Origin of the sequence: Achromobacter deleyi, assembly GCF_016127315.1 — a bacterium.
In the GTDB taxonomy this organism is placed as follows: Bacteria; Pseudomonadota; Gammaproteobacteria; order Burkholderiales; family Burkholderiaceae_B; genus Achromobacter; species Achromobacter insuavis_A.
Window position 1 is genome coordinate 2,774,332 of record NZ_CP065997.1, and the last position, 21,826, is coordinate 2,796,157.

At 69.6% G+C, this 21,826-nt stretch carries 24 protein-coding genes; 12 read left to right on the forward strand and 12 right to left on the reverse strand.

Annotated features, from left to right (window positions below):
* Positions 1-133: 133 nt before the first annotated feature.
* Positions 134-613: a VOC family protein gene (locus I6I07_RS12400; protein WP_198486870.1), complete on the forward strand. Its 480-nt coding sequence runs from the start codon at positions 134-136 to the stop codon at positions 611-613.
* Positions 614-661: 48 nt separating this feature from the next.
* Here the strand turns inward: I6I07_RS12400 and I6I07_RS31685 are convergent, their stop codons facing one another.
* From I6I07_RS31685 to I6I07_RS12415, 4 genes are read right to left on the reverse strand one after another with little or no spacing between them, the layout of a single operon-like run.
* Positions 662-973, reverse strand: a complete 312-nt coding sequence (locus I6I07_RS31685; RefSeq protein WP_232626070.1) for an alpha/beta hydrolase — start codon at positions 971-973, stop codon at positions 662-664.
* Positions 939-1,451 (reverse strand): alpha/beta hydrolase, encoded by a 513-nt coding sequence (locus I6I07_RS31690; RefSeq protein WP_232626071.1) that lies wholly within the window; start codon positions 1,449-1,451, stop codon positions 939-941. The genes I6I07_RS31685 and I6I07_RS31690 overlap by 35 nt, the downstream gene beginning before the upstream one ends.
* A 2-nt stretch (positions 1,452-1,453) precedes the next feature.
* On the reverse strand, positions 1,454-2,338 hold the full coding sequence (locus I6I07_RS12410; protein ID WP_198486871.1) for an alpha/beta fold hydrolase: 885 nt from the start codon (positions 2,336-2,338) through the stop codon (positions 1,454-1,456).
* A gap of 49 nt (positions 2,339-2,387) precedes the next feature.
* Positions 2,388-3,443: a sugar phosphate isomerase/epimerase family protein gene (locus I6I07_RS12415; RefSeq protein WP_198486872.1), complete on the reverse strand. Its 1,056-nt coding sequence runs from the start codon at positions 3,441-3,443 to the stop codon at positions 2,388-2,390.
* A 165-nt stretch (positions 3,444-3,608) separates the two neighbouring features.
* Between I6I07_RS12415 and I6I07_RS12420 the strand changes: the two genes are divergently transcribed.
* The 4 genes from I6I07_RS12420 to I6I07_RS12435 all read left to right on the forward strand — a co-directional run bounded on the left by I6I07_RS12420 (position 3,609) and on the right by I6I07_RS12435 (position 7,105).
* Complete coding sequence (locus I6I07_RS12420) at positions 3,609-4,208, forward strand: TetR/AcrR family transcriptional regulator (protein WP_198486873.1); 600 nt, start codon at positions 3,609-3,611, stop codon at positions 4,206-4,208.
* Positions 4,209-4,474: 266 nt separating this feature from the next.
* Entirely contained in the window at positions 4,475-6,244 is a 1,770-nt protein-coding gene (locus I6I07_RS12425; RefSeq protein ID WP_198486874.1) for a thiamine pyrophosphate-requiring protein, read from the forward strand.
* Between the two features lie 91 nt (positions 6,245-6,335).
* Positions 6,336-6,641: a DUF883 family protein gene (locus tag I6I07_RS12430; protein ID WP_006391160.1), complete on the forward strand. Its 306-nt coding sequence runs from the start codon at positions 6,336-6,338 to the stop codon at positions 6,639-6,641.
* A 65-nt stretch (positions 6,642-6,706) separates the two neighbouring features.
* The gene (locus I6I07_RS12435; RefSeq protein ID WP_006391159.1) at positions 6,707-7,105 is read left to right on the forward strand and encodes a PRC-barrel domain-containing protein; all 399 of its coding nucleotides are present in this window, start codon (positions 6,707-6,709) and stop codon (positions 7,103-7,105) included.
* Here I6I07_RS12435 and I6I07_RS12440 read toward each other — a convergent pair.
* Positions 7,096-7,548: a MarR family winged helix-turn-helix transcriptional regulator gene (locus I6I07_RS12440; RefSeq protein WP_225856561.1), complete on the reverse strand. Its 453-nt coding sequence runs from the start codon at positions 7,546-7,548 to the stop codon at positions 7,096-7,098. The genes I6I07_RS12435 and I6I07_RS12440 overlap by 10 nt on opposite strands.
* 72 nt (positions 7,549-7,620) lie before the next feature.
* On the opposite strand from I6I07_RS12440, the gene I6I07_RS12445 reads away from it, so the two are divergent.
* Complete coding sequence (locus I6I07_RS12445) at positions 7,621-8,781, forward strand: FAD-dependent oxidoreductase (RefSeq protein ID WP_198486875.1); 1,161 nt, start codon at positions 7,621-7,623, stop codon at positions 8,779-8,781.
* On the opposite strand, the gene I6I07_RS12450 is transcribed toward I6I07_RS12445, so the two are convergent.
* From I6I07_RS12450 to I6I07_RS12460, 3 genes are all read right to left on the reverse strand, one after another.
* A complete protein-coding gene (locus tag I6I07_RS12450) occupies positions 8,771-9,499 on the reverse strand; it encodes a hypothetical protein (protein WP_198486876.1) in 729 nt (242 codons plus the stop codon). The two genes, I6I07_RS12445 and I6I07_RS12450, sit on opposite strands and share 11 nt — an antisense overlap.
* Positions 9,500-9,529: 30 nt before the next feature.
* Positions 9,530-10,399, reverse strand: a complete 870-nt coding sequence (locus I6I07_RS12455; RefSeq protein ID WP_198486877.1) for a glycosyl transferase — start codon at positions 10,397-10,399, stop codon at positions 9,530-9,532.
* 110 nt (positions 10,400-10,509) lie between these two features.
* Complete coding sequence (locus tag I6I07_RS12460; protein ID WP_198486878.1) at positions 10,510-10,782, reverse strand: hypothetical protein; 273 nt, start codon at positions 10,780-10,782, stop codon at positions 10,510-10,512.
* Positions 10,783-10,832: 50 nt separating this feature from the next.
* Here I6I07_RS12460 and I6I07_RS12465 point away from each other — a divergent pair, with 50 nt between their 5' ends.
* Entirely contained in the window at positions 10,833-11,597 is a 765-nt protein-coding gene (locus I6I07_RS12465) for a class II aldolase/adducin family protein (protein ID WP_198486879.1), read from the forward strand.
* An 81-nt stretch (positions 11,598-11,678) separates the two neighbouring features.
* Here the strand turns inward: I6I07_RS12465 and I6I07_RS12470 are convergent, their stop codons facing one another.
* Both I6I07_RS12470 and I6I07_RS12475 read right to left on the reverse strand, forming a co-directional pair.
* The gene (locus I6I07_RS12470; protein WP_198486880.1) at positions 11,679-12,467 is read right to left on the reverse strand and encodes a hypothetical protein; all 789 of its coding nucleotides are present in this window, start codon (positions 12,465-12,467) and stop codon (positions 11,679-11,681) included.
* Between the two features lie 110 nt (positions 12,468-12,577).
* On the reverse strand, positions 12,578-13,477 hold the full coding sequence (locus I6I07_RS12475) for a LysR family transcriptional regulator (RefSeq protein ID WP_061073450.1): 900 nt from the start codon (positions 13,475-13,477) through the stop codon (positions 12,578-12,580).
* 90 nt (positions 13,478-13,567) lie between these two features.
* On the opposite strand from I6I07_RS12475, the gene I6I07_RS12480 reads away from it, so the two are divergent.
* Positions 13,568-14,539, forward strand: coding sequence for a D-2-hydroxyacid dehydrogenase family protein (locus I6I07_RS12480; protein WP_198486881.1), 972 nt, complete (start codon positions 13,568-13,570; stop codon positions 14,537-14,539).
* Between the two features lie 46 nt (positions 14,540-14,585).
* Here I6I07_RS12480 and I6I07_RS12485 read toward each other — a convergent pair whose 3' ends face one another.
* Positions 14,586-16,013 carry an MFS transporter gene (locus I6I07_RS12485; RefSeq protein WP_198486882.1) on the reverse strand — a complete coding sequence of 476 codons (1,428 nt, stop codon included), beginning with the start codon at positions 16,011-16,013 and terminating at the stop codon, positions 14,586-14,588.
* 99 nt (positions 16,014-16,112) lie between these two features.
* Between I6I07_RS12485 and I6I07_RS12490 the strand changes: the two genes are divergently transcribed.
* Genes I6I07_RS12490 through I6I07_RS12500 form a run of 3 tightly spaced genes read left to right on the forward strand, consistent with a single transcriptional unit; the run spans position 16,113 to position 18,162 of the window.
* Entirely contained in the window at positions 16,113-16,772 is a 660-nt protein-coding gene (locus I6I07_RS12490) for an ArsR/SmtB family transcription factor (protein WP_198486883.1), read from the forward strand.
* A 23-nt stretch (positions 16,773-16,795) separates the two neighbouring features.
* Entirely contained in the window at positions 16,796-17,671 is an 876-nt protein-coding gene (locus I6I07_RS12495) for an NAD(P)-dependent oxidoreductase (protein WP_198486884.1), read from the forward strand.
* Positions 17,672-17,712: 41 nt separating this feature from the next.
* Entirely contained in the window at positions 17,713-18,162 is a 450-nt protein-coding gene (locus tag I6I07_RS12500; RefSeq protein WP_198486885.1) for an acetyltransferase, read from the forward strand.
* A gap of 105 nt (positions 18,163-18,267) precedes the next feature.
* Here the strand turns inward: I6I07_RS12500 and I6I07_RS12505 are convergent, their stop codons facing one another.
* The gene (locus tag I6I07_RS12505) at positions 18,268-20,577 is read right to left on the reverse strand and encodes a molybdopterin-dependent oxidoreductase (protein ID WP_198486886.1); all 2,310 of its coding nucleotides are present in this window, start codon (positions 20,575-20,577) and stop codon (positions 18,268-18,270) included.
* Positions 20,578-20,812: 235 nt separating this feature from the next.
* Here I6I07_RS12505 and I6I07_RS12510 point away from each other — a divergent pair, with 235 nt between their 5' ends.
* Positions 20,813-21,748, forward strand: a complete 936-nt coding sequence (locus tag I6I07_RS12510; protein ID WP_061073457.1) for a 4-hydroxy-tetrahydrodipicolinate synthase family protein — start codon at positions 20,813-20,815, stop codon at positions 21,746-21,748.
* Positions 21,749-21,826: the final 78 nt, after the last annotated feature.

The window sequence follows — 21,826 nt, forward strand, 5'->3', positions numbered from 1 at the left end:
CGGGGGGATCGCCGCCGCGGGGCGCGGGATATTCGCCAACGCTTCGTAACGTCTGCGCACCGGGGCCGGCGTTATGCTCGATTGGGTGGCATTTTTCCGTTCGCGTGTCGTTTCTCATCGCAGGAGACCGATGATGATCAGCAAGAATACGATTTGCCTCTGGTACGACCGTGACGCGCTGGACGCGGCGCGGTTCTATGCGCAGACCTTTCCCGACAGCGCCGTGGGCCGCGTGATGCATGCGCCCGCCGACTATCCGTCGGGGCGCGAGGGCGATGTGCTGACGGTGGAGTTCACCGTTGCCGGCATTCCCTGTCTTGGCCTGAACGGTGGGCCCGGCATCCTGCACAACCAGGCCTTCTCATTCCAGGTCGCGACCGACGACCAGGCCGAGACCGACCGCCTGTGGAACGCGATCGTCGGCAATGGCGGCCAGGAAAACGTGTGCGGCTGGTGCCAGGACCGCTGGGGCCTGTCCTGGCAGATCACGCCGCGCGTGCTGACCGAAGCGCTGGTGTCGCCGGACCGCGCCGCCGCTAGGCGCGCCTTCGAAGCCATGATGCAGATGGGCAAGATCGACGTCGCCGGCATCGAGGCGGCGGTGCGCGGCTGACGCGCGCCCCGGTGGCGCAACCGTTACCGCCTCGCCGCGAGACGGCGATCAATCCGCCGGCAGCCCGAACGCCTCGCGCAGCGCCGCGCCCGCCAGGTCGAACAGGCGGCGGGCGTCGGGCGTGAGTCCCAGCATGTGGATGCACGCATGCACCATGCCCGGCAGCAGTTCGTCGCGCGCCGCCACGCCGGCCTGCCGCAGCCGTTCGGCGTAGGCCAGGCCCTCGTCGCGCAGCGGATCGTATTCACAGATCAGCAGCGTCGCCGGCGGCAGGCCGGCCAGGTCGGCGCGCAGCGGCGAGGCATACGGCGAGGCGCCGTCGCGCTCATTGACCAGGTAGGTGAACCAGCAGTAGCGCATCACGGCCTCCGTCGCCGCCGATGGCGAGGCGGGCGGGGTCGATGCCCAGCATGCCGGCATGGGCCGCCACCCAGGTCAGCGCCGCGTACACGTCCTCCAGCGGAATCGGGAACTTGCTTTCCGGCGCCAGGCGGTAGTCGACCGACAGCACCTTGCAGCCGGTGGCGTTGGCCAGCGCGCGGCAGGGGTTGTCGTAGACCTCCAGCGAGCACTGGAACCAGCCGCCGCCATGCGCGTACACCAGCGCCGGCAACACCGCGCCGGGCGTCGCGCCATTCGGCGTATAGGCGCGCACCCGCAGCGGATGGCCGCCATGGCCGGGCACGATGTGGGTCTCGATGGCTGCCACCGGTTCCAGCGGTCCCTGCAAGGCGCGCAGGCCGGTTTCGGTGGCCGCGCGTTGCGCCTGCAGGTCCAGCGGCGCGGCGGCCGATGACAGGCGCCGCAGATAGGCGTCGATATGCGGATCCAGGGGCATGCTCAGCCCGCCTTCGACAGGAACGGCAGCAGGTGCGCGAGGAATTCCTCGGGGCACTCCTCCGTCACGAAGTGGCCGCAGTCGGCAATGATGGCGCCGCGCACGTCGAGCGCATTGCGCTGCATGGTGACCAGCGGCGCGTCGCGGGTGGCGTGTTCGGCGCCGATGGCCAGCACCGGCATCGGCAGCGGGGTGCGGGCGCGCTCGCCGTTCTGGCGCACGGTCTCGGGGATGGCGCGGTAGTAGGCGAAGCCGGCGCGCAGTCCGCCCGGCGCGGCGTAGGCGTCGATGTAGGCCTGCGCGGCGACGCGGTCGCGGCGGTGCGACCACTTGTCGAACATGTACGTCAGGTAGGCCTGTTCACGGCCCGCGATCAGCGCCTCGGGCAGGTCGGGCAGGCGGTTGAACATGAAGTGCCACAGGAAGATGTTGTCCTCCGGCGGCGCGAAGATGGTGGGCTCGGGCGCCAGGCCGGGGATCACCGCTTCGGTCAGCGCCAGGCGCGTGACCGCGCCGGGGAAATCGCTGGCCAGCGCATAGGCGACCCACATGCCGATGTCGTGGCCCACGACTTGGTAATGCGCGTGGCCGAGCTGCGCCATCAGCTGATGCAGGGTGGCGGCGATGGCGCCGGTGTCGTAGCCGGTCTGCGGGCGATCCGAATCGCCGGTGCCGGGCGGATCCACCGCAATGGCCTGGTAGCCCTGGCCGGCCAGCGCGTGCATCACGTGGCGCCAGGTAAGCCAGGTCTGCGGCCAGCCGGGGATGAGCAGCACCGGCGTGCCGGTGCCGGCGACGGCGCAATGCAGGCGCGCGCCGTTCACCATTACATAGCGATGCGAGAAATCCGCGCCGGGCGGCAGGTAGGCGTCGTGGGGGTGTGTCATGAGTCTTGGGATATAGGCAAGTATTGGAGGGGGAACGTGCGCGCGCAAATCAGGCGATGCCCAGCAGCGCATTGATCTGGCGCTGGTCGATGGCGGCGCCGGCGAAGTCGTCGAAGATCTTGCCGGTGACCGGGATGATGTGCTGCTGGATGAACGCCGCGCCTTCGCGCGCGCCGGCTTCCTGGTCCTTCAGGCAGCATTCCCATTCCAGCGTGGCCCACCCGGCGTAGTCGTGGTGCGCGAGCCTGGAGAAGATCGCCTTGAAGTCGACCTGGCCATCGCCCAGCGAGCGGAAGCGGCCGGCGCGGTCGCCCCACGACTGGTAGCCGCCGTAGATGCCCTGGCGTCCGCTCGGATTGAACTCGGCATCCTTCACATGGAACATGCGGATGTGGTCCTTGTAGATGTCCAGGTAATCCAGGTAGTTCAACTGCTGCAGCACGAAGTGGCTGGGGTCGAACAGGATGGCGCAGCGGGCATGGCGGCCGACGCGCTCGTGGAACATCTCGAACGTGATGCCGTCGTGCAGGTCCTCGCTGGGGTGGATCTCGTAGCACAGGTTCACGCCCTGCTCATCGCAGGCGTCCAGCACCGGGCGCCAGCGCCGCGCCAGTTCGTCGAACGCGGTCTCGATCAGGCCGACCGGCCGTTGCGGGAACGGGAACAGGTAGGGCCAGGCGAACGACCCCGAGAACGTGCCCATGTCGGTCAGGCCCAGGCGGCGCGAGGCCTGCGCCGCCAGCAGCAGCTGGTCGTGGGCCCATTGGGTGCGGGCCAGCGCATTGCCGCGCACCGCCGCCGGCGCGAAGGTGTCGAACATCGCTTCATAGGCCGGATGCACGGCCAGCAGCTGGCCGAAGATGTGGGTGGTCAGCTCGCTGATGACCAGTCCATGGCTGGCCAGCATGCCGGTGATCTCGTCGCAATAGTCCTGGCTGGACGCGGCCAGCGCCACGTCGAACAGGCGCGCGTCCCAGGCCGGAATCTGCAGGGCCTTGAAGCCCAGGCTCGCCGCCCATTCGGCGATGGCGGGCAGGCTGTTGAACGGCGCGGCGGCGTCGCTGAATTGCGCCAGGTGGATGCTGGGGCCTTTGAGGGTTTTCATGCTGTGGTCTGCCTTTCGTTTGCCGGATATCGGCTTGAGTCAATTGTTTGTCGAACGACAAAGAATAGACCGAAACCGGCGCGCGACGCAAGCGCATGCGCGCCGGAGTGCCCGGAGCGGCGCGGCGCTACACTACGAAAACACGCAACTCATCAGGCATGGCACATGGCAGGCAGACCCAGGGAATTCGACCGCGACCTCGCATTGCAGCAGGCGATGCTGGCCTTCTGGCAGCATGGCTACGAGGGCACGTCGATGGCCGATCTGGTGGCCGCCACCGGCCTGGCCTCGGCCCGCCTGTATGCGGCGTTCGGTTCCAAGGAAGGCCTGTTCCGCGAAGCGGTCGAGCGCTACGAGGCGGGCGACGGCGCCTTCGCCGAACACGCATTGCAGTCGGCGGACGTGCGCGAGGCCGTCGAGAAAATGCTGCTGGAGGCCGTGTCGACCTACACGCGCCGCGGCCGGCCGCAGGGCTGCATGGTGGTCAGCGCCGCCACCAACTACGCCGCCGAAAACGAAGCCGTGATGCGCTGGCTGGCCTCGCACCGCAAGGCGCGCACGCAATCCATCATCGACCGCCTCGAGGCCGCGCAGCGCGATGGCGCGCTCAAGCCCGGCACCGACGTGCAGGCCTTGGGCGACTACTACGCCGCGCTGCTGCACGGCCTGTCGGTGCAGGCGCGCGATGGCGTGGGCAAGGCCCGGCTGCTGGCCCTGATCGCGCCGTCGCTGGCGCCGCTGGCGGCCGCGATGCGCGCGGCCTGATCGCCCCGCGCTGGACTGGAACGTGTAGCGCATCCGCGCCAGCACGTTGCGCGGGTCGGTCTGCGGCGTGCTGGCGGGCGTCAAATAATAATGAATCTCACTTGTGGCATGTGGCCCGTCGCACACCGCGCCGTCCGCCGCGGGTGCCGTTATTGCCGGTTCTTGTAAGGGATGCGCGCCGCGTTCCGTCGGGCCGGGGCGCGGCGCGGGGAACGGCAATTGCGCAGGCGGGGGATGGCATTACCGCAACCGCAAGGAGAATCGACGTGCAAACCGTATCCGACTTCGTGCTGGACCGTCTTGGCCAGTGGGGCGTGCAGCGCATCTATGGCTACCCCGGGGATGGCATCAATGGGCTGATCGGCGCGTTCGGCCGCAACCCGGCGCTGCAATTCGTGCAGGCGCGGCACGAGGAGGGCGCGGCCTTCATGGCGTGCGCCCACGCCAAGTTCACCGGGCAGGTCGGCGTCTGCATGGCCACCTCCGGACCCGGCGCAATCCACCTGCTCAATGGTCTGTACGACGCCAAGCTGGACCACCAGCCGGTGGTGGCGATCGTGGGCCAGCAGGCCCGCAGCGCGCTGGGCGGCGACTACCAGCAGGAGGTGGACCTGGCCAATCTGTTCAAGGATGTGGCGCACGATTTCGTGCACATGGTGACCTCGCCGCTGCAGGCCCGGCACATGGTCGATCGCGCCATGCGCATCGCCATGGAACGGCGCAGCGTCACCTGCCTGATCTTTCCGAACGACGTGCAGGATCTCGAGGCCGTCCCCACGCCGCCGCGCGAACACGGCACGGTGCACACCGGCATTGGCGTCACCTCGCATGCGTCGGTGCCGGCGGAGGCCGCGCTGGCGAACGCGGCCGACATCCTCAATCGCGGCGAGCGGGTGGCGATGCTGGTGGGCGCGGGTGCGCTGGCGGCGGGCAACGAAGTCCGGGCGGTGGCCGAGCGCCTGGGCGCGGGCGTGGCCAAGGCGCTGCTGGGCAAGGCGGTGCTGCCGGATGCCTTGCCATACGTCACCGGCGCCATCGGCCTGCTCGGCACCCAGCCCAGCTGGGAAATGATGAACGAATGCGACACCCTGCTGATGGTGGGCACCTCGTTTCCCTACGCGGAATTCCTGCCGCGCGAGGGGCAGGCGCGTTGCGTGCAGATCGACCTGGACGGGCGCCAGCTGAGCCTGCGCTATCCCGCCGAGGTCGGCCTGGTCGGCGACGCGCGGCTGACGCTGGAGGCCCTGCTGCCCCTGCTGCGGCCGAAGGCGTCCGGCGACTGGCGCGGATACATCGAAAAGCGCGTGCTGCGCTGGCGCGAAACGGTCCAGGCGCGCGCGGCGGTCGCGGCCAACCCCGTCAACCCGCAACTGCCGTTCGTGGAATTGTCCGAGCGCCTGCCGACGGATTGCATCGTCACCTGCGACTCCGGCTCGGCGGCCAATTGGTACGCGCGCGACGTGCAGTTGCGTGAAGGCATGATGGGCTCGGTGTCGGGCGGCCTGGCGAGCATGGGTTGCGGCGTGCCATACGCCGTGGCGGCCAAGCTGGCCTATCCCGGCCGGCCGGTGATCGCACTGGTGGGCGACGGCGCGATGCAGATGCTGGGCATCAACGAGCTCATCACCATCGCCCATCGCTGGCGCGAATGGAGCAATCCGACGCTGGTGGTGATGGTGCTCAACAACGGCGATCTCAACCTGGTGACGTGGGAACAGCGTGTCATGGGCGGCGATCCGCGCTTTGCGGATTCGCAGTGGCTGCCGCAGTTCTCCTATGCCGACTATGGCCGCCTGCTTGGCCTGGAAGGCATTCGCGTGACGGCGCCGGATCAGGTTGGCCCGGCCTGGGACCAGGCCCTGGCCGCCGGAAGGCCCGCGGTGCTGGAAGTGGTGACCGATCCGGAGATGCCGCCGCTGCCGCCGCACGTGTCGCTCAAGCAGGCGCGCGCCTATTTGGCCGCGCTGCGCAAGGAAAGCGATGGCGCCGGCGCCGCGGCGCTGCGCGCGACGCTCAAGCAATGGTGGGCCGGCTGAGGGTGCGGCACGCGGCTTGCTAACGGATTGGCGTCCGTCGCCGCGGCCCGCAGCGGCTCGCGCCTGGCGGTCATTTTTTCAAGGAGAGGTCATGGCTACACAAAATGGCAGCGACACGCTGCGTGAACTGGTGTCGGGAACCGAGAACCTGCTGCGCAGCACCGCCAGCTACGGCGGCGCGGAGATCGAGGCGGCGCGGGATCGGCTCAAGCACCAGCTGGACGCCGCGCGCGTCCAGGTCCGCGACAGGGGCCGGCACGCGTGGCGGCGGGCCAGGGAAGTATCGGCCGCCACCGACGGCTATGTGCACGAGAACGCCTGGAAGACCATCGCCGGCGCCGTGCTGGTGGGCGCGCTGGCCGCCGTCTGCCTGATGGCGGAATCACGCCGCCGCTGAGCAGGCCGTTCATCCATTCCATTCAATTCAATACATGCCGCGGGCGACCGCGCAGGAGCGACACCATGGAACACCAATCGAATATCGTCGGCGGTCCGAAAACCAACGCGCTCGGTCCGGGGCCGGAGGTCATGGCCGCCAATACGCTGGAAGGCAACGACGTCTACAACGCGGCGGGCGAGAGCCTGGGCGACGTCAAGGCCATCATGATCGATGTGCCGCGCGGCCGGGTGGCCTACGCGGTGCTGGCGCGCGGCGGCGTGCTGGGCATGGGCGAAAAGCTGTTCGCCATTCCCTGGCACGCGCTGACGCTGGATACCGACCGCAAGTGCTTCGTGCTCAACGTCGACAAGGAAACGCTGAAGAACGCGCCGGGCTTCGACAAGGACAACTGGCCGAGCATGGCCGACGAGACCTGGGCCCGCGACCTGCACAAGTACTACAACCAGGACGTCTACTGGTAAGCGGCTTCCAGCAATCGCAGCAGCATGCCGGCCAGCGCCTCGCGCTCGGCCGGCGTGAAGATCGCGCACGCCTCCTCGTCGATCTGGCGCAGCAGGGCGCGGCCCGGCTCCAGCTTGCGCTGCGCGGCCGGGGTCAATGACACGAGGCTGCTGCGGCCATCGGTGGGCGACGGGTCGCGCCGCACCAGGCCATCGCGCTCCATGCGCGCCAGCAGTTGCGCCATGCTCGGCTGCTCGACGCCGGCGGCTTCGGCCAATTCGCGTTGCGTCAGCGCGCCGCCGTCCTTGAGGGCCGCCAGCACCGGCAGCTGCGAAGCGGTGAGGCCGATGGTCTTGAGGCGCTCATCGGCCTGGCGCGTCAAGAGCCGGCCGTAGTGGTTGATGAGCAGGGTCGGCATCTGCCGCGGTTGCCAATCGGGTTGCCAATCGGTAGGGGCGGTCATACGTCCTCTTTTAATTGAATAGGTACCTATGTAATATATATAGGCACCTATTAAATTAAAGGAAAGACCGCCATGCGGCAAGCCCCCACCATCGCGATCGTCGGCGCCGGCCCGGCCGGCCTGACCCTGGCCAATGTCCTGCAGCGCCATGGCTGGCGCGCGGACGTGTTCGAGGCGGACGTCTCGGTCGACGCGCGCGACCAGGGCGGCTCGCTGGACCTGCATCCCGAGGAAGGCCAACGGGCGCTGGCGCGGGCGGGATTGCTGGATGCCTTCATGGCGATCGCGCGGCACGAGGACCAGGAGACACGGCTGGTCCACCACGCCACCGGGGAATTGCTGCGTGAACAGATTCCCGCGCCGGGCGAGGGCGACCGTCCGGAGATCGACCGCCAGGCGTTGCGCGCGCTGTTGCTGCACCCGCTGGCCGCCGGCGTGGTGCGCTGGGGCGAGCGGCTGGAGGCGGTGCTGCCCCGCGCCGACGGCCGTCATGACCTGCGTTGCGCCAGCGGGGTGAAGGGACCGTATGACCTGGTGGTGGGCGCCGATGGCGCCTGGTCCAGGGTCCGCGCCGCGCTTACGCCCGCTCAGCCTGCCTACACGGGCGTCACTTTCATCGAACTGTGGTTGCGCGACGTCGACCGCCGCCATCCGCGGGCCGCCCGCCTGGTGGGCCACGGCACGCTGTTCGCGTTGCATGGCGGCGCCGGCATCGTGGGGCAGCGCAATGGCAACGCCACCTTGCGCGTCTACGCGGCGCTGCGGACCGGGGCGGTGGCCGGGGCCTGCTCCGACCCGGCATTGGCCACAATCGGCAAGGATGCGCTGCTGGCCCGCTTTGCGGGCTGGGCGCCGTCATTGCTGGACCTGATCGCCGAGGCCGAGGGGGTCGCCGCGGTGCGTCCGATCATGGCGCTGCCGCCGGGCCTGCGCTGGCCGCACCGGGCCGGGCTGACCGTGATCGGCGATGCGGCGCACGTGATGCCGCCGCTGGGCGTGGGGGTCAACCTGGCGATGCTGGACGCGGCGGAGCTGGCCGAGGCGCTGGTCGGGGCCGATGATTGGCGCGCGGGGCAACGGCGCGGCGAGGAATCGATGTGGGCGCGCGCGGCGGGCATCGCGCCGGGCTGCATCGAGGCGCTTGCCGACATGTTCGATGACAACGGCGCGCGGGCCTTGGTCGAACAACTGGAGGCGCATGCCCGGCGCGATGACGCCGGCCTTAGTCGATGAGCGAGGCGGCGTCGGCCCAATCGCCGCGGTCGGGCCGCACGGCCAGGCGTGTGTCGCCGCGCCGCACCTGCTCGTCGTCGAGCCGCGCGGCGCCGGCCGGGTCGATATCGAAGGCGATGTCCAGCACGGCCGCCACGCGCGGGTCTTCGATGGGCAACTCCCAGGTCAGGAATACTTGCGACAGGTCCGGTCCCGGCGCGAAGTCCGATTCGCGGAACACGTGGGCGCCGCGTGGCACCACGCCGTGCGGCTGGCAGGTATCGAACAGCACCGCGGTGCCGCGCGTCAGCGCGATGCGCTGGCCGGTCTGCGCGAAAACCAGGTCCAGGCCCTTGTCCTCGCTCAGGAACAGATTGCAGAAGGCCGCGCTGCCATATTGATCGCCGTCGTGGTGGTAGCGGGCGCCGCGGCAGGCCATCAGCGCGATGTCGCCGTCGGCCAGCACGTCGCCCAGCCCGAGCGCGGCGCTCCAGTCGCGCATCGACCGCACGCAGGCGCTGTATTCGGGCCAACGCGTCATGGTGCGCGCCAGCGGCATCTGCTCGACGTCGCCGGGTTCGAGTTCGAGCCGGGTGTCGATTTCCCGCGCCCAATCGGCGACCAGGCGCGCCGGCGGCGCGGGCAAGGCGAGCGTGGCGGTGCGCACGGCGGCGCCGACGCCGCGGCTGCGCAGCGCGTCGCCGCGCCAGAAATAGGAAACGAGGGGGGCGGTGGACATGGCGCCATTAGAGCCCAAACCCGCCCGGTTTCAGCCGCCCAGGGCGCCCGCCCACAGCCGCTGCACCCACGAGCGGCGCGCCGGACGCGGCCGGTTGCCGGTGTAGTCCTTCTGGGAGGCCTTGACCACGTCGCCGAACGGCGCGTCGTTGCGGTAGTCGCAGGGCGAATGACCGGCCGCCAGGGCCTCCTGGTAGTAGCGCTCGAACAGTTCGGCCAGGTCGGCCCGGGCGTGCGTCACCACCTCGCCGTCGAACCAGTGCTGGCGGCCTTCGGCATGCAGGCGCGGCATCGCATAGCGGTGCGAGAACTGCGTGCCCATGTCGGAATAGTGGAGGATGCCGATCTCGTCGCGCGCCAGGTTTTCGCCGTCGATGCTGTTGTAGCGGGCGTCCAGGTGCTGGACCAGCCGCGGCCGGTCGGCGAAGTAGTGCTTCATCTCGCGATTGGCGTTGCGCTTGGCGCGCAGGGCCTCCAGCGTGGGCAGATAGGGGCGAGCGCGGGCGCAGTCCCACAGCGCCACGCAGGAGCGCCAGCCGTCGCCGTCGCGGCAGCCCGCGACGATGGCCTCGCCATCCAGCGGCAGGTTCCAGATATCGGCCAGGTCGCACAGCACCAGCATGTCGGCGTCCATGTACAAGGCGCGACCCTGGAAGCCGGCGGCGGCCGGCACCGCCCAGCGGAAGGCCGAGAACGGCGTCGACCATTTTTCGGTGCGCCAGCCGCGGCCGCGCTCCGGATCACAGTACCAGGGGCTGGCGGGGTCGCGCGACAGGCGCATCCAGGTGATCTCGACCGGGCGCGAGGCATGCTTGCGGGCGCTGTAGTCCAGCACCATCATCTGTTCGAGATCGCAATCGTTGGGGTCGCAGCCGACAAAGATCCTGATGGGGTCTTGCATGGTGTCTCCGTCTTCCCAGGTTGTCACGGCGCGCCGATCCCCGCTCTTCGGCGAACCTGAATTATTCCTGAATTGTAGACGGACTGGCCCGCGAACGGCGGGCTTTTGCCTCAGAACACCTGGATCAGCATGTTGATGCCGGCAATCAGCAACACCAGCAGCGCGATGCGGTTGAACACCTCGACATTGACGCGGTGGTGCAGGCGCTGGCGCTGTGCCTGGCGGCCATCCTGCGCGGCGCGTCGGCCGGGCGGGGCGCGGACGGCGCGTCCTGAGGCGGGGCATCCCGCCGGGTCCGCGTGCTTGCCGCCGCCGCGTTGCACGTAGCGGACGCTTGCCTTGTCCACGCCACCGGCGGCGGGCAAACGGAATACAGTGCGCAACAGACCCCGCCGCGTTCCCGTGGCGGGAGAACACCACACAGGGAGACAGCATGGATACGGCAGGTCAAACGGGCGCCAGCGTGCGCGAACGGGTCGGCGAGACGGAATGGCAGGTGCGCAAGGACCTGGCGGCGCTCTACCGGCTGGTGGCGCTGTTCGGGTGGGACGACCTGATCTTCACGCATATCACGGCCAAGGTGCCGGGCACCGAGCATTTCCTCATCAATCCCTACGGCATGATGTTCGACGAGATCACGGCGTCCAGCCTGGTCAAGATCGACCTGCACGGGCGCAAGGTGATGGACTCGGAATACGACATCAATCCGGCCGGCTTCACCATCCACAGCTGTATCCACGCGGCCCGCAAGGACGCCATGTGCGTGCTGCACACGCACTCCATCAACGGCGTGGCGGTGTCGGCGCAGAAGGAAGGCCTGCTGCCGCTGTCGCAGTTCGCGTTCATCGTGCTGCGTTCGCTCAGCTATCACGACTACGAGGGCCTGGCGCTCAATCCCGAAGAGCAGCCGCGGCTGGTGCGCGACCTGGGCGGCAACAACTACCTGATCCTGCGCAATCACGGCCTGTTGACGGTGGGGCAGAGCATGGCCGAGGCGTTCCAGGCCATGCACCGGCTGGAAGCGGCCTGCATGGTGCAGGTGCGGGCGCAGGCGGGCGGCGAACTGACGTTCATTCCGCCCGAGGTGCTGGCGCGCGCGGCGGTTGAATCCCCGGCCGACCGGGCGCACAAGGCCTCGCTGGCCTGGCCGGGCCTGCTGCGCCGGCTGGACCGGCGCAATCCGGGCTACGCCGACTGACGGCGCCGGCCGCCGGGCGCATTGCGCCGCGGCGGCGAGACTGGCGGGGCCGGGACACCGCCAGGGTGGCCGGCCCGCGCGTCACTTCTTCCCGGGATGCGGTTCCAGGAACTCGGCGCAGTCCGGCACCGGCGTGGCGGGCCGGTAGACCGAGCCCTCTTCCTGCCACTTGTAGGTCACCGTGTAGCTGCACTGCTTGTCGGCCCGCGGCTGCAACTGCGCGGCCGTCGGCGCGGGCCGCTTGCCCGGATCGCCGTAGCGGCTGGCGTCGGCCGGGCTGCGCGTGGCCTGGGTGGTGACCTGCAGGTCCGGATACGGCTGCTTGCTGGGCAGGGCCTTCACCGTGGCGTCATAGCGGTAATAGTCCATGCAGTTGCCTTCGCGGCGCTTCTCGTCGGCCTCGTTGGCGCAGGCGCGGATGCCGGCCTTGGCGGTGTAGGGAATCAGGTGCGCCAGGGCCGAGGACTTGTCGCCCAGGTCGACCATGAACAGGTACAGGTCGCGGCGCGAGAAGCTGCCGCCGGGGAACTGGATCTCTTCCTTGTAGTCCGGTTCGTTCGGGCCGATCACGCCGACCAGGGCGCGCTCCTCGCTCAGGCGGATGAGGTGCGGCCAGACGGTGAAGCGCGTGAAGTTCGGGATGTCGGGCAGGTCCCAGAAGCGGTAGTCGGCGCGCAGGGTGCGGCTGGTGGCGAACGGGCCATTGTCCTCGAAGCCGCCGTCGACCTTGATCCCCACGCACCAGTCGGCCTGCTCGTTGCAGTACAGCTGGTTTTGCGGGTTGAGCGTCAGGGGCTCGACATCGGGCTGCACCGCGGATGCGGCGGCGGGCAGGACGGCGCAGAGCAGCAACGCAAGGACTTTGTTCATCGTGGTTCCTCGTGGATCGGGAAAAGCGCCGGCGCATTGTGGCCCGATTTTTCCGGCGAAGCGTCACTAATTGTATGAAGCGGTGCGAAAGTTCCGCGCCCGGCGGCGCCTCAGCGCGGCCCCTGCTCGCGGTGCCGCAGGATCAGGTCGTGCAAGGCCTGGGCGGCGGGCGACAGGTGCGCGCCCTTGCGGCTGATGAGCGAAAAGGTGCGGCCCACGACCGGCGTGTGCAGCGACACCACCCGCAACCCCGGATACGAACCGGCCTGCCAGGCCAGCCGCGGCACCACGGCGATGCCGGCGCCGGCCGCCACCAGCCCGACCGCGGTCGAACTGCGCTGCACTTCATAGAAGGCGGTCAGCCGCGGCGCCAGTTCGGCCAGCGCGTGGTCGAGCAGCGGCCGGTTGTTGCTGCTGGTGCCCGGAAAGATCAGCCGATGGCCTTCCAGCTTTTCCCAGGGCAGCGTGCGACGGCGCGCCAGCGGATGGTCTTCGCGGCAGATCAGCACGAAGTCGTCCTGCAGCAGCGGGATGCTCTGCAGCGTGGGGGCGTGGGTCTCGGCGATGTTGATGCCGAACTCGGCTTCACGCGTGAGCACCGCCTGGGCCACCGCGCCGGACGAATGGTCCAGCACCTTGACGCGGTTCTGAGGATGCTCGGCGCTGTAGCGCTGCAGGATGTGCGGCAGGTAGTGCACGCCGATGGTCGGCACACAGGCCAGCGTCACGTCGCCGCGCTGGGCCTTGCCGGTTTCGCGGATCTCGGTGAGCGCCGCGGCCAGGTCGGCCAGCAACCGGCGCGCCTGCGGCAGGAAGCTGTCGCCGGGCGGCGTCAGCGCCACCGAGCGGGTGGTGCGTTCCACCAGCCGCACGCCCAGGAACGATTCCAGGTTCTGCAGCCGGCGGCTCAACGCGGTCTGGGTGATGCTGAGCTCGCCGGCGGCGCGGCGAAAGCTCTTGTGATCCGCGATCGCCACGAAGGCCTGTACGCCGAGCACGTCGATTTTCATGAGGAAAACGCATCAATTGACTAATTAATATCATTTTACGGTCGGCTGGCGGGCGCCCACAATGCCCGCATCCGAGGAGGACGACAGACCATGAACATCACCATTCTGGACGATTATTTCGACACGCTGCGGGGCTTGCCCTGTTTCCGCAAACTCGACGGCCACGCCGTCACGGTCTGGAACGACCACGTGCAGGACGTGGACGCGCTGGCCGAGCGCCTGCGCGACACCGAGGCGCTGGTGCTGATCCGCGAGCGCACCCAGATCCGCGCGCCGCTGATCGCGCGCCTGCCCAAGCTGCGGCTGATCAGCCAGCGCAGCGTCTATCCGCACATCGACGTCGACGCCTGCACCGAGCATGGCGTCATCCTGTCGTCGAACCAGCACGCCGGCACGCCGTCGTACGCGGCCGCCGAACTGACCTGGGGGCTGGTGCTGGCCGGCATGCGGCGCATCCCGCAGGCGGTGCAACTGCTCAAGCAGGGCACCTGGCAGACCGGCATGGGCCGCACGCTGCGCGGCCGCACGCTCGGCATCTACGGCTATGGCCGCATCGGCGCCGAAGTGGCGCGCTACGGCGCCGCCTTCGGCATGAAGGTGCTGGTGTGGGCGCGCGAGGCCTCGCGCCAGCGGGCCCGCGACGACGGCTGGGACGTGGCGCCCGACAAGCAGGCCTTCTTCGAGGCCTGCGACGTGCTGTCGCTGCACATGCGGCTGGTGCCGGACACGCGCGGCATCGTCACGGCGGCGGACCTGGCGCGGATGAAGCCGTCGGCGCTGCTGGTGAACACCAGCCGCGCCGGCCTGATCGAGCCCGGCGCGCTGGTGCAGGCGCTGCGCGCGGGCCGGCCGGGCGCGGCGGCGGTGGACGTGTTCGAGTCGGAACCGATGACCGATCCGCAGCATCCCTTGCTGCAGCTGCCCAACGCCCTGTGCACGCCGCACATCGGCTACGTCACCGAAGACGAATACGAGACCCAGTTCTCCGACGTCTTCGACCAGATCGTCGCCTACGCCGCCGGCAAGCCGATCCACGTGATCAACCCCGCGGTCCTGGCCTGACGGCCGTTGCATGGACGCGGCGGGGCGCCGTCCCGCCGCGCCGGTTTCACGCGCGTTTCAGGCGGCCGGTCAGCAGGACGGCCGCCGCCGGCGCGAGGGCGAACACGCCGAACAGCACCAGCGCCGCGCTTTTGGCGCCGTCGATGCCACCCGGCTGGGTCAGGCCGCCGGCATTGGCGACCACGCCGGCCAGCGCTGCGGTCAGGGCGGTGGCATACAGCTGCACCGTGGTGATCGACGACGACGCCAGCGTTTCCTCGCCCGGCGCGGCCGCCGAGAACACTCGGGTCAGCAGATGCGGCCAGCCCAGGCCGATGCCGAAGCCCACCGCCGTCAGCGCGATGCCGTGCAGGACCGGGCCCAGCGACGCCGGCTGCCAGGCGACGACCGGCATGGTGGCCGCCAACGCCGCCAGCGCGGCCAGCACCACCAGCGGACTTGCCCGGATCAGGCGCCAGGCCCGGGCCGGCTCGCGGCCGGCGCTGTAGATCGAGGCCAGCGTCCAGCCGCCCGCCATCAGCGCGGTCATGTAGCCGGCGGCCAGGGGTGTCATCGCGTGCGCCACCTGCAGGAAATAGGGCACGAAGATCTCGGTGGTCAGGGCCGCCACCAGCAGGCTCATGATGGCGTACAGCAGGCCCAGCTGGGTGCCGAGCGAATAGGCGCCGGTCGGCAGCAGCTTGGCGCGGGCGCGGCTGTCGATGCGGGCGATGGCGGCGGCGATGGCGATGCCCGCCACGATGCCGGCGGCGTTCCAGGCCAGGCTCTGCGACAGGCCGGCGGCCGAGATCGCCAGCACCGACAGCACCAGCAGCGTGATGGTCAGCCAGGGCACCGGGCCCGATGCCGATTCGCCCGCGCTCTTGCCGCGGAACTGGCTGGCGACGATCAGCGCCAGCAGCAGCGCCACCGGCACCAGCACCCAGAACGCCGGCCGCCAGTGGCCGCTCTGCGCGAACACGCCGCCGATGGCCGGGCCGCCCAGGGTGGCCACGCCCCACATGCCGGACACCAGCGCCATGGCCCGCGGCCACAGCCGCGCGTCGAACACGACCCGGATCAGCGCATAGCTCAGTGCGAACAGCACGCCGCCGCCCAGGCCCTGCACCGTGCGGCCCAGCAGCAGGGCCGGCATCGACGGCGCCAGCGCGCAGCCGATCGCGCCGGCCGAGAACACCGCCAGCGCCAGCAGGTACGCCAGGCGCGGGCCGAGGCGGTCGATGAGCTTGGCCGACAGGGCCGAGCCGACGATCGAGGCGGCCACGAACAGGGTGGTGTTCCAGGCGTAATAGGCCAGCCCGCCGATCTCGCGGATGATGGTCGGCAGGATGGTGGTGACGACGTAGATGTTGATGGCGTGCAGCGCGACGCCGCCGGCCAGCGCGATCGAGCGCAGCCCGTTCCTGCCGCGCAGCAGGTCGCCCCAGGAGGCGGGGGCGGCCGTCGCGGCGGACGCGGGGGGAGGGGATGACATGGGAGGCGTCTCTTTTGTAAATTATCAATCCAACAAATGATGGAATGATAGGAAGATGATATGGTCGCGTCAATGAAGACCCTGCCGCCGACTCTGCCAATGACCGATCCCGCCGCCGATTCCCTCGATGACCTGGCCGATGCCGCCAAGACGCTCGGTCATCCGCATCGCCTGGCCCTGTTGCAGGCGGTGCTGCAGCGCGAAAGCACGGTCGAGCAGCTGGCCCTGGGATCGGGGCTGTCGGTCACCAATGCCTCGCAGCATCTGCAGCAGCTCAAGCGCGCCGGCTTCATCCAGTCGCGCCGCGACGGCAAGCACGTGCTGTATCGCGGCGGCGCCGGCCCGGTGTCGGAAGTGCTGTCGGCCTTGCAGGACTACCTGTCGCACCAGCGCCAGGAAATGCGGCGCGTGGCGGCCGACAGCGTCAACCGTCCCGAGCAGCTCGAAGCGGTCTCGATCGAGCAACTGGTCGCCAGGCTCGACGAGGGCGCGCTGCTGCTGGACGTGCGTTCGCGCGAGGACTACGCCGCCGGCCACATTCCGGGCGCGGTCAACATCCCCACCGAGGAACTGGAGCCGCATCTGGCGCAGCTGCCGCGCGACCAGGACATCGTGGCCTATTGCGGCGGCCGTTACTGCGTGCTGTCGATGCGCGCGGTGGCATTGCTGCGCGCCCGCGGCTTCCAGGCGCAGCGCCTGGGCGACGGCTTTCCCGCCTGGAAGGCGGCCGGCCTGCGCATCGAGGCCACGCGCCACTGATCACAACCAAGCGGGAGACACACATGGATATCGGATTCATCGGCCTGGGCGTCATGGGCACGCCAATGGCGCTCAACCTGGCCCGCGCCGGCACGCCGCTGGTGGTCTGGAGCCGTTCCCCCAGTGGCTACGACGCGCTGCGCGCCGCGGGCGCGCGCGTGGCCGACGATGCCGGCCAGGTCTTCGCGCAGTGCCGCACCGTGATCCTGATGCTGGCCAACGACGCGGCCATCGACGCGGTGCTGGCGCGTGGCACGGACGACTTCGCCGCGCGCGTGCGCGGCCACGTGATCGTCAACATGGGCACCACCTCGGCGGACTTCTCGCGCCAGCTCGGCGCGGATATCGAAGCAGCCGGCGGCCGCTACGTCGAGGCCCCGGTGTCGGGCTCGCGCAAGCCGGCCGAAGCCGGGCAACTGGTGGTGATGCTGGCCGGCCATGACGACGACGTCGCTGCCGTGCGCGAGCTGGTGCGGCCGCTGTGCCGCGACAGTTTCGTCTGTGGCGCGGTGCCGTCCGCGCTGGCCATGAAGCTGTCGGTCAACCTGTTCCTGATCACCATGGTCACGGGCCTGACCGAGTCGGTGCATTTCGCCGCGCGCCAGGGCATCGATCTGGCGCTGTTCGCCGAGGTGCTGAACGCCGGGCCGATGGCCAGCGACGTGTCGCGCGTCAAGCTGGGCAAGCTGGTGACGCAGGATTTCTCGGTGCAGGCGGCGATCACCGACGTCCTGAAGAACAGCCGCCTGGTGGCCGAGGCCGCGCGTAGCGCCGGCATCGCCTCGCCGCTGCTCGACGCCAGCCATGCGCTGTACGGCGAGACCGAGGCCCAGGGCCTGGGCGCGTCCGACATGGTGGCCGTCATCCGCGCCATCGAACGGCGCACCGAGGCCGGCTGACGCCTCGCCGTGATCTCTTCCTTTCTTCTTTCCGTAGCACCATGATCACCCTGAGAATCTCCACCCCCGCCGACGGCGAACGCGTCGTCGACATCTGGCGCCGCGCCGTCGATGCCACCCATGATTTCCTGTCGCCGCAGGACCGTCGCGATATCGAGGCCGAGGTGGTGGGCTTGCTGCCCGCCGCCACGCTCGATCTGGCCGTGGATGCGAACGACCGCGCGCTGGCCTTCATGCTGCTGGACGGCAGCCACATGGAAGCCTTGTTCGTCGATCCCGACGCGCGCGGCACGGGCGTCGGCCGCGCGCTGGTCGAAGACGCGCTGCGGCGCCATCCGGGCCTGAGCACCGACGTCAACGAGCAGAACGCGCAGGCGATCGGTTTCTATGAACGGCTGGGGTTCGAGCGCACCGGGCGTTCCGATCGCGACGGCCAGGGGCGGGCTTACCCGCTGATCCATTTGCGTCATCGCGCGGCCGCGCCGGCATGAGCGCGGTCTTCAAGTCCGAGCGCCCTGCCGAGGCGGTGCGCGCGGCCTGGCAGGGCGCACGGGCCGTCGGTTGCCGCGTTCCCGTCCGGGCGCGCGCTTGCGCCGCTACGCTGTGGTCCGCGTGTGCAGCGCCGGCGGCTCGAAGGCCCGCACCGGCGGCGCGTGGCCATTCCAGCGTTCCACCTGCACCAAGGCTGACAGCGCGCTGGGGCCCTGCGCCAGCCGCGACGTGCCCACGTCCACCGTCAGCACGTTGGGATTGCCGTGGCGTTCCAGCGCGCCATCCTGCGGATCGAACCAGGCGCCCGTGGGCATCACCACCACGCCGCGCAGCAGGTCGGCGCTGAGCTGCGCGCCGCCCAGGCAGGCGCCGCGATCATTGAATATCCGCACCACGTCGCCCTGCGCGATGCCGCGCTCGGCGGCATCGTCGGGATGCAGCAGCACCGCCTCGCGGCCGGCGACCTTGTTGGCGCGCGTGGCCGGGGCCGGGTCCAGCTGCGAGTGCAGGCGGTCGGCGGGCTGGCAGGTGACCAGGTGCAGCGGCCAGCGCGCCGCGCGTTCGGCGCCCAGCCATTCCACCGGCGGCAGCCAGGCCGGATGCGGCGGGCAGTCGTCGTAGCCGAATTCGGCGATGGCCGCGCTGTGCAGTTCGAGGCGGCCTGAGCGGGTCTTGAGCGGATGCGCGGCGGGATCTTCGCGGAACTGCTCGAATAGCACGAAGTCGCGCGTCGGCGGCGGCAGCGCGACGTGGCCGCGTTGCCAGAATTCGTCGAAGGCCGGCAGCGTCAGTTGCGCCGCCTCCCAGGCCGGCCGCATCTGTTCGTAGATGTGGCGGATCCAGGTCATCTCGTCGCGGCCTTCGGTGAAGGCGTGCTCGAACCCGCCGCGCGCGGCCAGTTCGCGGTAGATGTCGAAATCGTTGCGGCTGTGGCCCACCGGCGCCACCGCCTGCCGCATCGCCAGCAGATAGCGGTCGCGCGACGAGCCGCCGATGTCGTTGCGTTCCAGCGTGGTGGTGGCCGGCAGCACGATGTCGGCGCGGCGCGCGGTCGGCGTCCACCACGGTTCGTGCACGATGATGGTCTCGGGGCGTGTCCAGGCACGCATCAGCCGGTTCAGGTCCTGGTGATGATGGAACGGATTGCCGCCGGCCCAATAGACCAGGCGGATGTCGGGATAGGCGCCGGTCCGGCCGTTGAATTCGTATGGCTCGCCCGGCTGCAGCAGCATGTCGGTCAGGCGCGCCACGGGGATCGAGGCGCCGGCCGGATTGCGGCCGGCGCGCATCTCCGGCGCGGGCAGGTCGGGGCGCGGATTGCCGGCGCCGTTCATCGAGCCATGGCCGAAGGCGAAGCCGCCGCCGGGCAGGCCGATCTGGCCCAGCAGCGCGGCCAGCGCGACGCTGCCCCAGTAAGGCTGTTCGCCGCGATGGCCGCGTTGCAGCGACCACGAGCACGACAGCAGCGTGCGGGCGCCGGCCGCGTCCCGCGCCAGCGCGCGGATGGTAGCGGCCGGCACGCCGCAGATGCGCTCGGCCCAGGCCGCATCCTTGGGCTGGCCGTCGGCGCGGCCCCGCAGGTAGTCGGCGTACTGCTCGAAGCCGTTGCAGCAGCGCGCCAGGAAGTCGCGGTCGTGGCGGTCCTCGGCCAGCAGCGTGTGGGCCATGCCCAGCATCATCGCGGCATCGGTGTTGGGGCGGATGGGGATCCATTCGGCCGCCAGCGCCGCCGGCGCGTCGCCGCGCGTGGGGCTGACCACCACGGCGCGCATGCCGGCCTGGCGCGCCCGCGCCAGCCAGCCCGGCGCGCTGTGGTCGCCCGCGCCGCCCGAGGCGATCTGGGTGTTGCGCAGCGGGATGCCGCCGAACGCGATCAGCAGCCGCGTGTGCCCGACCACGCTGTTCCAGTCGGTGATGCGGCCGGTGACGGGCGCGTAGGTGCCGATGATGTGCGGCAGCAGGAACTGCGCCGCGCCCCAGCTGTAGTTGCCGGATTGGTCGACGCAGCCACCGCCGGCATACAGGAAGCGGTGCGTCAGCGTGCGGGCGTGATGCAGCCGTCCGGCCGACGACCAGCCATACGAGCCGCCGAAGATGGCGGTCGGCCCATGCTGCGCGCGCACGCGTTGCAATTCATCGTGCACCAGCGTCAGGGCGGTGTCCCAATCGACTTCCACGTAACCGTCGACGCCGCGCAGCTCGGGCGCCCCGCGGTGCCTGAGCCAGCTGGCGCGCACGCTGGGGCGGGCGATGCGCAGCGGCGAGTGCACCATGTCGGGCATCGTGTGGATAAGCGGGGACGGAGCCTGATCGTGCGCGAACGGCTCGCAGCCGATGACGCGGCCGTCGCGTACCAGCGCGGTGTACGCGCCCCAGTGAGACAGGGACGGATGACGGGATATCGCTTCGGACATGCGGGCGGCGCCGTGAAAAGCGTATTGTTATGGAAATCCTCATAACTTAACGGTATTGCCTTAGAAATTCTTTGTCTTTCAGGCCCCGCGAAAGTGTGGAAAATAGAAAAATTTTCGGGGCCGCTCTTCCTATACTGCGAAAGCAGCAAGGGGAATGGTCAGGTGCAGGCGCCAACCACCGCGCGCCAGCCTGGCTTTTTTTGATTGAGCAGTCCTTCCGCATGTGGAGCAGGTCATGAGCAAAATGAAAATCCAGGGGTCCTTCGTCGCCATCGTCACGCCGTTCAATCGCGACGGCAGCGTCGATTTCAGCGCCTTCCGCAGTCTGTTGAAGTTCCAGGAAGACAACGGCACCGCCGCTGTGCTGATCATGGGATCCACGGGTGAGGTCTCGCTGCTGTCGCCCGAAGAGCGCCGCCAGGTGATCGTCGAGACGGCCAAGATGAAGACCGGCAAGATGAAGCTGTTCTACGGCTGCACCGGCAACAACACCGACAGCACCATCGACTACCTGAAGTTCGCGCGCGCCAACGGCGCCGATGGCGCGATCCTGGCCGCGCCCGCCTACATCTGCGCGTCCGAAGCCGACACCGAAGCCTATTTCCTCGAAGTGGCCGACGCCACCGACCTGCCCCTGGGCATCTACAACAACCCGCCGCGGGTCAAGAGCGACCTGCACTGGGACCAGCTGCTGCGCATCTTCAAGCACCCCAACTACGTGGTGCACAAGGAATCGACCACCCGCGTCGGCCAGGTGGCGCAAGTGCTGCGCGGCCGGCCCGACGTGTCGGTGATGTGCTGCGACTCGCCCAACCTGGGCCTGGTGGTGCCCACCATGAGCCTGGGCGGCCACGGCACCGCCAACATGACCGGCAACATCGCGCCGGCCGAGATGGCCGACATCTCGCGTCCGTGGGACACGCCGGACGTGTCGGTCAGCTTCCGCGAAGGCTACCTGGGCCTGCTGCCGATGCTGCACTACTCGTACTCGGCCATCAACCCGGTCGCCATCAAGTCGCTGATGAAGGCGGTGGGCCTGCCGGTCGGCGACCTGCGCCGTCCGCTGCGCGGCCTGGAGGGCGACGCGCTGGCCAAAGGCCTGCGCATCGTGCGCGAGCTGGGGCTGGACACCAAGTACGGCTTCAGCTCCGCCCAGCTCAAGGCGGCCTGATTCCCCTGTTCCGGCGGCAATAGCCGCCGGATTCATTTTGACGACCCACGACATGGCGGCCGCGAGCGTCGCGGCCGG